This window comes from Paenibacillus nasutitermitis, assembly GCF_014641075.1.
Classification (GTDB): domain Bacteria; phylum Bacillota; class Bacilli; order Paenibacillales; family Paenibacillaceae; genus Paenibacillus_Z; species Paenibacillus_Z nasutitermitis.
In genome coordinates this window covers 928,056-940,124 of record NZ_BMHP01000002.1, presented here as the reverse complement: position 1 = coordinate 940,124, position 12,069 = coordinate 928,056, and the positions used below count along the sequence as shown (strand labels likewise).

At 50.7% G+C, this 12,069-nt stretch carries 11 protein-coding genes and 1 riboswitch; all 11 genes read left to right on the top strand.

What is annotated here, in order from left to right; genetic code table 11:
• Positions 1-20: 20 nt before the first annotated feature.
• The 11 genes from sigF to ribH all read left to right on the top strand — a co-directional run bounded on the left by sigF (position 21) and on the right by ribH (position 12,064).
• Positions 21-776 carry an RNA polymerase sporulation sigma factor SigF gene (sigF, locus tag IEY46_RS14495; protein WP_188992700.1) on the top strand — a complete coding sequence of 252 codons (756 nt, stop codon included), beginning with the start codon at positions 21-23 and terminating at the stop codon, positions 774-776.
• A 204-nt stretch (positions 777-980) separates the two neighbouring features.
• The gene (locus IEY46_RS14490) at positions 981-1,628 is read left to right on the top strand and encodes a stage V sporulation protein AA (RefSeq protein ID WP_188992699.1); all 648 of its coding nucleotides are present in this window, start codon (positions 981-983) and stop codon (positions 1,626-1,628) included.
• Positions 1,625-2,059 (top strand): stage V sporulation protein AB, encoded by a 435-nt coding sequence (locus tag IEY46_RS14485; protein WP_188992698.1) that lies wholly within the window; start codon positions 1,625-1,627, stop codon positions 2,057-2,059. Before IEY46_RS14490 ends, IEY46_RS14485 begins: the two co-directional genes overlap by 4 nt.
• A gap of 69 nt (positions 2,060-2,128) precedes the next feature.
• Positions 2,129-4,156 carry a spore germination protein gene (locus IEY46_RS14480; protein ID WP_229750297.1) on the top strand — a complete coding sequence of 676 codons (2,028 nt, stop codon included), beginning with the start codon at positions 2,129-2,131 and terminating at the stop codon, positions 4,154-4,156.
• Between the two features lie 127 nt (positions 4,157-4,283).
• Positions 4,284-5,615, top strand: coding sequence for a diaminopimelate decarboxylase (lysA, locus tag IEY46_RS14475; RefSeq protein ID WP_188992697.1), 1,332 nt, complete (start codon positions 4,284-4,286; stop codon positions 5,613-5,615).
• A 664-nt stretch (positions 5,616-6,279) separates the two neighbouring features.
• Positions 6,280-6,711, top strand: a complete 432-nt coding sequence (locus IEY46_RS14465) for a peptidylprolyl isomerase (protein WP_188992695.1) — start codon at positions 6,280-6,282, stop codon at positions 6,709-6,711.
• Positions 6,712-6,875: 164 nt separating this feature from the next.
• Positions 6,876-7,223, top strand: a complete 348-nt coding sequence (locus IEY46_RS14460) for a hypothetical protein (protein ID WP_188992694.1) — start codon at positions 6,876-6,878, stop codon at positions 7,221-7,223.
• Between the two features lie 845 nt (positions 7,224-8,068).
• Positions 8,069-8,268, top strand: a riboswitch (FMN riboswitch).
• A gap of 152 nt (positions 8,269-8,420) precedes the next feature.
• Positions 8,421-9,536: a bifunctional diaminohydroxyphosphoribosylaminopyrimidine deaminase/5-amino-6-(5-phosphoribosylamino)uracil reductase RibD gene (ribD, locus tag IEY46_RS14455; protein ID WP_229750296.1), complete on the top strand. Its 1,116-nt coding sequence runs from the start codon at positions 8,421-8,423 to the stop codon at positions 9,534-9,536.
• Between the two features lie 38 nt (positions 9,537-9,574).
• On the top strand, positions 9,575-10,267 hold the full coding sequence (gene ribE / locus IEY46_RS14450; RefSeq protein WP_188992693.1) for a riboflavin synthase: 693 nt from the start codon (positions 9,575-9,577) through the stop codon (positions 10,265-10,267).
• A 36-nt stretch (positions 10,268-10,303) separates the two neighbouring features.
• Positions 10,304-11,545, top strand: coding sequence for a bifunctional 3,4-dihydroxy-2-butanone-4-phosphate synthase/GTP cyclohydrolase II (locus tag IEY46_RS14445; protein WP_308422799.1), 1,242 nt, complete (start codon positions 10,304-10,306; stop codon positions 11,543-11,545).
• Positions 11,546-11,590: 45 nt separating this feature from the next.
• Positions 11,591-12,064: a 6,7-dimethyl-8-ribityllumazine synthase gene (ribH, locus tag IEY46_RS14440; protein WP_188992692.1), complete on the top strand. Its 474-nt coding sequence runs from the start codon at positions 11,591-11,593 to the stop codon at positions 12,062-12,064.
• Positions 12,065-12,069: the final 5 nt, after the last annotated feature.

Genomic DNA, 12,069 nt, shown 5'->3' with positions numbered 1-12,069 from the left:
GCGCATAGGGGTTGAACCGCATGGATGTTAATCTGAAACAAACGGCGCAGCCATTTTTGGACGATTCTGAAGTCAAGCGGTTGATTGCGCTTAGTCAAACCGGGGATACGCTGGCTCGCGATACGCTTGTACAAAGCAATATCCGGCTGGTCTGGTCGGTTGTTCAACGGTTCATGGGCCGTGGCTACGAGCCAGAGGATTTATTCCAGATCGGCTGCATTGGCCTGCTAAAGTCGGTGGATAAATTTGATCTGTCATATGATGTAAAGTTTTCCACCTATGCGGTACCGATGATAATCGGCGAGATCCAGCGGTTTCTGCGGGATGACGGAACGTTAAAGGTCAGCCGCTCATTGAAGGAAACGGCCAACAAGGTGCGCAAGACAAAAGACGAGCTGTCCAAGGTGCTGGGGAGACTGCCGACGATTAAAGAAGTCGCGGAGTCGCTCGGCATTACGCCGGAGGATGTCGTTTTCGCCCAGGAAGCGAATAAGCCGCCAACCTCCATTCATGAGACGGTATTTGAAAATGATGGCGATCCCATCACCTTGATGGATCAGATCGCTGATGACTCCCAGGACCGCTGGTTTGACAAGCTGGCCTTGTCGGAAGCGATCAGCGGTTTGTCGGAGCGGGAGCGGATCATTGTCTTTCTCCGGTATTACCGCGACCAAACCCAATCGGAGGTTGCGGCCAGGCTCGGGATCTCGCAGGTACAGGTTTCGAGGCTGGAGAAGAAGATCTTACAGTTGATTCGGGATCAGATCGCCCTGTAACGGGTGAAGGATCCTTGTATGCTGCCGGAATTCCCATAAAATAGGGGATTCCGGTTTTTTTTGTGCCTTAATCCTCTTCAAGCTGCTGCTGGGCAAAAATAGTCTGCCATGGCGCGACTATCCAAGGCTGCCTTTAATCATACTAAAGGGGCATGTTTAAACAACTGGCTATAAGATGCATTTGGATGATTGGAGGGAGCGGGCATGAGCTCTGCAGCTAATTCGACTCTATATTTGCGTTTGCGCAAGCGGATCCGGATCAAGCCTGGCGGCAGCGTCACCCTGGGGGAGGCAGCGCGTCTCTTTACTGCCGATCCTGCGTTGGAATCCAGACTTCAAGCACTCCTGCTTCACAGACATCAGAAAAAAGACGGCAACCGTGTCGTCATCGATTTGCTGCAAATCGTTCAGGCAGTACGTGAAGCCGAAGCCATGGTGAACGTCGAATCCTTCGGTGATCCGCAGGTGCTGATCACCGTCTCGGAAGACCCGCCAAAGCCGAAAATGCTCATGCTGGTCGGGGTATGGCTGCTGCTGTTTTTTGGCTCTGGTCTTGCGATTATGAATTTCCACACGGATGTCAGCATGAAGGAGGTTCACATCCGGATTACGGAGCTTGTGACCGGCCGCAAAAACAATCACCCCCTGTGGTTTCAGATTCCTTATTCCTTCGGAATTGGAGCGGGCATGATTGTGTTTTTCAACCGCATGTTTCGCAAACGGTTTAACGAAGAACCGAACCCACTAGAAGTGGAGCTGTATATGTATGAGGAAAATGTAAACGACTGCGTGATCGCCGAGGAAATGCACAAAAAGAACGAACCGGCGATGAAAGCGAAGAGACAAAGATGATTAGCTGGGCGGCAAACGGTTTTACGGTCCTTCTCGGTCTGGCGGGAGGCTTAGCTGTCGGCAGCGGTTTTGTCGCTTTGATTATCGTGCTGGATATCATCCCGAGACTGGCGCAGCTGGCTTATGCCTACCGCAAGTCCGTCTGGTTTGAAAGCTCCGTCATTATGGGAGCGGTGTACTGGTCGCTGGCGGATTTTCTGGATTGGCGGCTGCGGCTGCCGCGCCACTTCACTTTGGGGGTTATGGGTCTTTTTGACGGAATCTTTGTAGGGATGCTGGCCGCCGCTCTCACGGAAGTGATGAATGTACTGCCGATTCTGGCGAAGCGGCTGAATTTGAGCCGGTTTATGGTATGGCTGGTTACGGCCATGGTTATGGGAAAGATTTTCGGTTCTTTGTTTGATTGGCTAGTTTATCAATGGCCGGAATAACCCCTATAACCGAAAGTCGGACGGTTTGCTTATCATGGATTGGATGTTTCTATAAGGAGGGCAAACAGCATGAGATTGGATGAGGATAAAGAGATTAAAACGACTCCGATGATCATTCCGATGCCGATCGAGAATTATCGGAAAGAATCACGTTATGGGGCGAAATCCCATCATGGAAAAGAAGGCATGAGCGATATCGGGCCGGTACTGGAGGCCTTGTCGATAGTCGAGAAAGCACTGGAGCAGCAGAAGTTAGCGTCATCTGGAGACGAGACGGCCCCGGAGGATGGGAATTCGAGCGGCAACCAGACAGGTTCGCAGACGGCTACCAGAGACACTCGGGAGAATGCAGATGAGGATAAAGCGGTGAAATCGGAACACAACAATCCGCAGTCGGAAGCCACAGCCGAAGGGGATGGTGATTCCGAAATCGAGTCAAAGGACGCCGCTCATGGGGAAGACAATTCGGAATCCCTGCAGCAAGAAGGAAAGCAGCAAAACGGCTCGGGGACCACGGACAAGCACTCGGCTGAACAGGCGGCATCCATTACGGATGAAGACCCGGAATATGTAGTAGACCCCATTATCGCCAAATGGAAGAACCAGAGGCAGGAGGAGCAGAAACGGGAACCGCAGCCTATCCCCGCTGAGCTGGAGCAGTTTGTCAAAAAATTGGAGGAGGAAGTCGGCTATAAAAAAAGCTTCGATGTTGTTGTCAGGGAGATGACCTTCGGCGACAAACGCACCGCGTTTTTTTTCTTGAACGGCTTCGCCAAGGAATCGGTGCTGACAGAGGTGCTCAAGCGTTTAACCTATCTGCATTCGGAGGATCTTTCCTCGGGGGTCATTCATTCATTCCTTGACCTGTATGTCCCTGCGGTGCAGGTCGTCCATGAAAGCGACTGGGATAATATGATGACTTCCGTCTTGTCCGGCGCGACAGCATTCTTCATTGATGGGGAAAGCACACTTCTGATTATCGATGCCAAGAACTTCCCCTCACGCGGGCCGGAGGAGCCTTCTCTGGAGCGTGTAGTGCGGGGCAGCCGCGATGGGTTTGTAGAAACGATGCTGGTGAATGTGACGCTCGTGCGCAGGCGCCTGCGGGATAAACATTTGCGATATGAAATCATGCGGCTTGGCGACCGTACGCAAACAGATATATGTCTGGCTTATATCGACGATATTGTCGATATGGAACTGGTGGAATCGATCCGGGATAAAATTTCACAGGTGAAGCTCGACGGGGTGCCATTTGCCGATAAACAGCTCGAGGAAGCGACAATCAAGCGGGGTTGGAATCCGTTTCCGCTGGTGCGGTATTCGGAGCGGCCCGATGTGGTGGCGGTTCATTTAATGGAGGGACATGTCGCTGTTTTTGTGGATACGACGCCGAGCGTCATGATTTTGCCCACAACCTTCTTTAATCTGATTCAGCATGCCGAGGAAAACCGCCAAACCCCGTTTATCGGCACTTACCTGAGGTGGGTCCGTTATTTCGGTATTCTAGCCTCTCTGTTCCTGCTGCCGATCTGGTTTCTGTTCACGCTCAAGCCAGAGCTTAAGCCGCCCTTTCTGGACTTTATCGGCGTGCAGCAGGCAGGAAGAATTCCGCTTGTGGCCCAATTCATACTTGCCGAAGTGGGCGTGGACTTGCTGAGAATGGCTGCCGTTCATACACCGACTCCGCTTGCTACGGCCATGTCGCTGATCGCTGCCATCCTGATTGGAGATATCGCGGTAAAGACGGGACTATTCGTTAACGAGGTCATCATGTATATGGCAGTGGCTGCCATCGGGATGTTTGCCACGCCGAGTTATGAGCTGGGTCTGGCCAACCGTATCGTGCGTCTGGTGCTCATTGTTTCTGTCGCCGCCTTCAAGGTGCCGGGTTTTATGGTGGCAACGACGTTGCTGTTTATTTTCCTGACCGTGAGCCGCTCCTTCAACCGGCCTTATATGTGGCCGCTTATACCGTTTGATTTCAGGGGCTTGTGGAATGTCCTAATCCGGACGCCGGTGCTGCAGAACCGCACACGGCCAAACTTGCTTAAACCGCAGCAGAAGAGACGGATGCCGAAGAGCAAAGAGGAGTAGCCATTTGCAAATAATACAAATCTAATGCGAATTAATCCATTTCGGTCGTCAGGGGAATACGTTATACTGATGTTAAATGATGCAAACCAATTTTATGGGATACCTAGGAGAACACGGAGGGAAATATATGTATTTTCACGGAACAAGCAAAATCAACCCGCAAGGGCATTTGGAAATTGGCGGCTGCGATACAGCAGATCTGGCCAAGCAGTTCGGAACGCCGCTTTATATTGTCGATGAGGCGCTCGTCCGCCAGCGGGCCCGCGAATATGTGGAATCGTTCCGCGCTTCGGGATTGAAATTTCAGGTTGCTTATGCCAGCAAAGCTTTCAGCGTGATGGCCATGTGCACCATTGCGGAGCAGGAGGATCTTTCCCTTGATGTCGTATCGGACGGGGAGCTTTATACGGCTATTAAAGCAGGTTTCCCTGCCGGCCGGATTCATTTCCATGGCAACAACAAAACGCCGGAAGAGATCAATATGGCGCTTGATGCCAATATTGGCTGTTTTGTAGTGGACAATTTTATCGAGCTTGCGTTGCTGAATGCGCTGGCCCAGGACAAAGGCAAGAAGGTTAATGTATTATTGCGTATCACACCAGGTGTCGAGGCCCACACGCATGAATATATCTCCACTGGACAAACCGATTCCAAGTTCGGTTTCGATCTGGGCAACGGCTCGGCTTACCGCGCGATACAGGAAGCGGAGTCGCTGGCTAATCTTGATCTGCTGGGTGTGCATTCCCATATAGGCTCGCAAATATTCGAAGTCGAAGGCTTCCAGATGGCTGTCGATAAAGTGGCCATGTTCGCCGTTAAAGTCCGTGACGAACTGAATATCACTTTCCGCGTCATCAACCTGGGCGGAGGTTTTGGAATCCGGTATGTCGAAGGCGATACGCCGCTTCCGGTTTCCCAATATGTCAAAGCGATCACGGATTCCATCAAAAACAACTTCTCGGCTGCCCAATACCCGCTCCCGGAAATTTGGGTCGAGCCAGGCAGAAGCATGGTGGGCGACGCAGGCACGACTTTATATACGATCGGGACAAGCAAGGATATTCCAGGTGTCCGCAAATATATTGCGGTGGATGGAGGAATGACCGACAATCCTCGTCCGGCTCTTTATGAGTCCAAATACGAAGCGGTACTCGCAAACCGCGCCAACGAAGCGACGGCAGAAACCGTGTCGGTAGCGGGCAAATGCTGCGAGAGCGGCGATATGCTGATTTGGGACTTGGAGCTGCCTGAAGCAAAGACCGGCGATTTGCTGGCTGTGTTCTGTACGGGTGCCTATAACTATGCCATGGCGAGCAACTATAACCGTATACGCCGTCCGGCTGTCGTTTTTGTCAAAGACGGCCAGGCTGATGTCGCGGTGAAACGCGAATCCCTGGATGATATTGTCGGTAACGATGTAATCCCTGCGCGCATGCAGCAGCAATCCACAACAAAATAAACGCTAAATAACGATATAGCAAAGCATGTCCCCCTCAGATCGAATATTCTGTGGGGGACATGCTTTGTATACCCTGTGGTTCATGTTATAATGTCAAAAGTTACATTCTCAACATATGCCTTGCCTTTCGGCACAGCCGGCCGTTGATCGGTCTATCCTGACGTTCGGCGTAGCCGGACGGTCTTTCTTTGGTTAGTTTGCCCTTACGTTTGGCGCAGCCGAACGAGTCTCGTTCTAGTTTGCCCTTACGTTTGGCGCAGCCGAACGAGTCTCGTTCTAGTTTGCCCTTACGTTTGGCGCAGCCGAACGAGTCTCGTTCACCTTAGCTCTTACGTTTGGCGCAGCCGAACGATCCTTAAAGGTTAGCTTCCGGACGCAGGCAGGACGCGGCAAGCTGCAGAGGGTAACGGAAAAAGCGGCGAAAGCAGCAGGAAACACGGGCATAAAGCGGCTTAAAACGGGTACAGTCAAGTGTGTCCGCGCCAGCGGACGTAAACGTTCCTTCACCGAACGTTCCATCGAAGACGGCCCCGTGAACGCCCACGCCCCTTCCGGGGTCCAGGGGCGGCAGCGCCCTGGGGTCCCCCTTGAAGAGAAGGGGGATTTAGGGGGATCTTGAAAACGGTTTTTAATCAAAAAAACAATGCGGAAGGATATGATCAAATTGGCAAAACAAGCGAAAATCACGATGGAAAACGGCGCGGAGGTCAAAATCGACCTTTTCGAAAAAGATGCTCCTAATACGGTTGCAAATTTTGAAAAATTGGCAAATGACGGCTTCTACAACGGTCTGGTCTTCCACCGTGTCATTCCGGGCTTTGTCGCACAAGGCGGATGTCCCAACGGAATCGGAAACGGCGGTCCAGGCTACGAAATCGACTGCGAAATCAACCCGAACAAGCATGAGCGCGGAGCGCTAGCCATGGCCCATGCCGGCCGTAATACGGGAGGCAGCCAGTTTTATATCGTTTATAAGCCCCAGCCACATCTGGACGGACAACATACGGTTTTCGGCAAGGTGACGGAAGGCATGGAGCTTGTGGATGGATTTAAAGGCGGCGATAAAATGCAAAAAGTGGAAATTGTCGAGGTATAGAACATACCCGATTGACAATGAAAGAACCCGTGTCAGGCTTTAAGCTGGCACGGGTTCTTTGTTTCGCACGTGAAGGACTCGTTTAATAACTCTTAACGCGGTTCTACTATTCCTCATAGGAATTAATGAGAAGGGGATCTGCGAAATGGAAAGGAGGGGGCCGTATGACGCCTCAGACTTACTATGTGTCGATCACTTCGGGAACGATTGAACGGGAACCTTCCAATACAGATCAATTGGCCATACAGGCGAGCGAGGATCAGCTCGATGTGCTGAAACATAAACTGGATAAGGAAATCTTCACGAATGAGATAACTTCACTGCGTGCGGTTATTCCATTCAAGTCTGCCGATCATGACAAATCGGAAGAACAGTACAGTGAAGATATTCGTGATCTCTATACCTATATCTATCAAATTGGAACACCGGAAACCAAAAACCATATCGATTCAATGAAAATACTGCCGAAGCTGACCAATCAGGATTACACAATGCCGGGCTACGAAAAATAAAAAAAAGAGACCCGCATTTCCATGCGGGTCCAAGAGAGAATGTATATGAATGGGGGGTCGTTGATAAGAAGTATATCCCCCCTACCTTAAATCAAAATGAAACAAACCTGATAATGATATTAAAATATCCCGATTTCTTCGAGGTCGGAAGATCATGCAATACGGATAGAACAAAATGCCTCAACCCTTGTTATAAGGGATTTCGGCGTTTTTTTTGTGCTCTTTTGACATATTCGGGATTATGTAAAACTTATGATCCGGAAATGACAGTGCGAATGAAAATACCCTAAAGGTCAGAGTACCTTTAGGGTAGGTCAGGGAGGTATGCGCAGGGCATTCCAAAAAGGCTTCGGATTGGTTACTGTGGCGGCTGGCGGCCTTATTCGTTTAGCTTAGTATCTACCGATCCCTGAACAACCACAAATAATAATCACCAAAAGGATGAAAAGCACGAGGACAAAACCTGTGTTATTGTGAATTCCACCAATGCTACCAGACATTCCATACACCTCCCTTAAATTTAGGGTACTCTGTAATTTATGCATAACTATCGTTGTATGATTGGACATTTGTTACCGGGCTATTTGTATCAATTTGATTAGCCCAACAATCAAGACGTTCTGATTTGTTGAATGATCCGCCAAACCACATGAGCAGGGATGAAAATCCTTGCTTTTTTCATTTTCAAGTGTTACCATTTCAACAATGTTAAATGATTACTGTCAATTTCCTAGGCAGGTTTCTTGGTAGGTTTCCGGTAGGGAACTATTGAAAATGTTTCGAACATCAGGAAAATGACATGATCCATCATGATTAACATCTAAAAGCAACATAAAATAAGTGCAGCTTTCCTTCGGGGTCGGGTGAAATTCCCAACCGGCGGTGATCCGAACGTCGATAGCGTCCATGACGCTTGTCTAACGTTTTGTCAGTCCGTGACCCGTCTTGCCTGATGTCGATACCTTCACTGGAGGATTGGCGGCAAAACGGTGGACCTGGTGTAAATCCGGGACCGACAGTATAGTCTGGATGGGAGAAGGGGACGTTTGCAGAGCTCATTTTTCATTTCTTGTCTTCTTTGTTCTTTTTTTCACAAGGAGGGCTGGTTTGTTTAAATGTGTCTTTCATTCGTCTTTCATGATTCTAATCCATCACCCCGCGGGCAGCTTGCCTGCATAGGGGTGATTTTTTATTTCCTTGGATGTGCTGAACGACGAAACCTATATGAAGCTGGCACTTGACATGGCTGAAAGCGCCAAGGGACAGACCGGGATTAATCCAGTTGTCGGCTGTGTAGTCGTGAGCGGCGGCCGCGTTGTCGGCCTTGGCGCGCACCTCAAGAGAGGCGAAGGCCATGCAGAGGTTCATGCACTTGCTATGGCGGGGGAACAGGCGAAAGGAGCTACTGTTTATGTAACTCTTGAGCCATGCAGTCATTACGGGCGGACACCACCATGCTGCGAGCGGATTATTGAAGCCAAGGCGTCCCGCGTTGTGGTTGCTTCTTTGGATCCTAATCCGCTCGTAGCCGGACGAGGTGTTGCCCGCCTTCGTGAAGAGGGCATCGAAGTGGAGGTAGGATTACTGGGAGAAGCCTCGCAGCGGATGAACGAAGCCTTCAATAAATTTATTACTACGGGCATGCCGTTTGTAACCATGAAGACGGCTATGACTCTCGATGGGAAAATAGCAGCCAAAACGGGGGACAGCCGCTATGTGAGCGGCCCGCAATCGCGTGCATTTGTTCACACGCTTCGCCACCAGAACATGGCGATTATGATCGGGGTGCAGACGGCATTGACGGACGATCCCGAATTAACGACCAGGCTGAGTGTTCCAGCCCTGCATCCTGTACGGATCGTGGTGGACTCCAAGCTTCGGCTATCGGCTCAGGCAAGGATGGTGCAGGACGGATTGTCACCGGTTATTGTATTGACGGTAGAAGGTTCTGATCCGGTCCGAAAAGCTGAGCTAGCTGCCCATGGGGTTGAGGTAATTGACTGCGGCGCAGGAGAAAAAGTGGATTTGCGGGCAGCGCTGAAAATACTCGGGGAGCGTGAGATTGCTTCGATCCTTCTGGAAGGCGGAGGTTTGCTCAATGGCGCCATGCTCGAATCCGGCCTTCTTGACAAGGTGATCCTGTTTGTAGCGCCCAAGCTCATTGGCGGCGCATCTTCTCCGGAGGCATTCGCCTTTGGGGGTTTTGATAAAATGAGCGAGGCTATCGAAATGACTGACATGACGACAGAGCGGATCGGCAGTGATATTTGCATTAGCGGATATCCGAAATACGTACAACTGCAGGGAGACTGATCGGCCGTCAAACCAATGATGGAGGGGAGGCAAGTACGATGTTTACGGGTTTGATCGAGGAAATAGGCACGCTTAAGCGCAGCTACAAGCAAGGTGAAGCGATGATGATGACCATTGAAGCTTCGAGGGTCCTGGAGGATGCGGCAATTGGCGACAGCATCAGTGTGAATGGCGTTTGTTTAACCGTTACGGAGCTTTCGGGTTCAGCATTTACCGCCGATGTCATGCCGCAAACTTTTCGTCATACCAATCTGAAGGACATTCGTCCCGGCGAACGGGTCAATCTGGAGCGGGCGATGAAAGCAGGAGGGCGCTTCGGCGGTCATATTGTACAAGGACATGTCGACGGCACAGGAAATGTTGCTTCCCGGACTACGGATGCAAATGCTGTAGTTTTCACGATCCGGCCGCATGACAAGAAATTGATGCGGTATGTCATCCCGCAGGGATCCATAACAGTCGACGGCATCAGTCTGACGGTGGTAGATGTGGATGCGATCTCGTTCTCGGTGTCGATCATTCCCCATACGCTGCGTGAAACCGCACTGCAGCTGAAGCAGTCGGGCAGTGTCATCAATATCGAATGTGATGTCCTGGGGAAGTATGTGGACCATCTGCTGCACTTCAAAGGCGAAGCGGGCCAAAGCGAAGCGTCCGGCAGCAGTAGCAGGCAGGCGGCGGGCTCCAAAGGAATAACAGCCGCTTTTTTGGCTGACAACGGGTTTTATTGAAGGTTCGCTTAAAGGAAATGAAGGAGGGAAAGCATCATGACGGGAGAACAACAAAATACGCAATTCAATGAAGCGGAAGTGTTTGACAGCATTGAAGAGGCCATCTATGATCTTATTCTGGGCAAGTCGGTTATTGTCGTAGACGACGAGGACCGCGAGAATGAAGGCGACCTGGTTGCGCTGGCCGATAAGGCCACTCCGGAGATTATCAATTTCATGATCACCGAAGCACGCGGACTCGTTTGTGTGCCGATAACCCAGGAGCGGGCAGATGAATTGGAATTGCCGCCTATGGTCACCCGTAATACGGATTATCACGGAACGGCTTTTACCGTATCCGTTGATTATATTTCGACTTCGACCGGGATCTCCGCAGGGGAACGCTCACAAACGGTCAAGGCTTTGATGAATACAAGCGTCAAAGCTGGGGATTTCCGCCGCCCGGGGCATATTTTTCCGCTAATCGCCAAAAAAGGCGGGGTTCTGCGCAGGACGGGACACACGGAAGCGGCTATCGATCTTGCCCGTATGTGCGGATCCGCACCGGCAGCCGTGATCTGTGAAATAATAAAAGAAGACGGTACGATGGCCCGTCTGCCCGACCTGGTGGAATTTAAACGCAAGCATAATCTGAAGCTGATCACGATCCAGAATTTGATTCATTACCGAAATGAAAAGGAAAAGCTGGTGGAACGCGCGGTTGATGTCAAGCTGCCGACAGATTTCGGCGTATTTCGCGCAGTAGCCTATACCAATGAGGTAGACAACAAGGAGCATGTAGCATTGGTTAAAGGTGACATCGATCCGGAGAGCCCGACACTGGTACGGGTCCATTCGGAATGTCTGACAGGCGACGTGTTCCATTCCCACCGCTGCGATTGCGGACCTCAGCTCGAAGCGGCGCTTCGTCAGATTGATGAGGCCGGTTCGGGGGTGCTGCTGTATATGCGCCAGGAAGGCCGGGGAATCGGTCTGATTAACAAATTAAAAGCTTATGAGCTTCAAGAGCAGGGATTCGACACGGTCGACGCGAATATTAAATTAGGGTTTGCACCCGATTTGCGCGAATATGGGATCGGAGCTCAAATTCTGAAGGATCTGGGTATACGCAAAATGCGTCTTTTAACCAACAATCCCCGCAAAATCAAGGGGCTCGAAGGTTATGGCATAGAAGTAGTGGAACGTGTGCCGATACAAATGGTGTCCAATAAGGATAATGAAAAGTATCTGCAAACGAAAAAATCGAAGCTTGGTCACTTACTGGAATTTGAGATTTAGTCCGGCAGCTCTATCACTTAAACCACAATGGAAGGAAGACAATCAATGCCACATGTATATGAAGGACATTTAATTGTACAAGAAGGACAACGTTTTGGAGTCGTCGTTGGACGATTCAATGAATTTATTTCGAGCAAGCTGCTCGGCGGCGCGCTTGATGCTTTCAAGCGTCATGGTACGGACGATGCGAATGTGGAAGTGGCCTGGGTGCCGGGCGCGTTTGAAATTCCCCTGATCGCCCAGAAGATGGCGGAGAGCGGCAAGTACGATGCGGTCATTACGCTTGGTGCGGTCATACGCGGATCAACGCCGCATTTTGATTATGTGTGCAACGAAGCCGCCAAAGGCGTTTCCGCTGTATCGCTCAAAACCGGCGTGCCGACAATCTTTGGCGTATTGACCGTAGATACGATCGAACAGGCTGTGGAGCGTGCAGGGACAAAAGCCGGCAATAAAGGATGGGAAGCGGCGGTTACAGCCATTGAGATGGCGAACTTGACCAGACAGCTGCAAGGGTAAGGAGG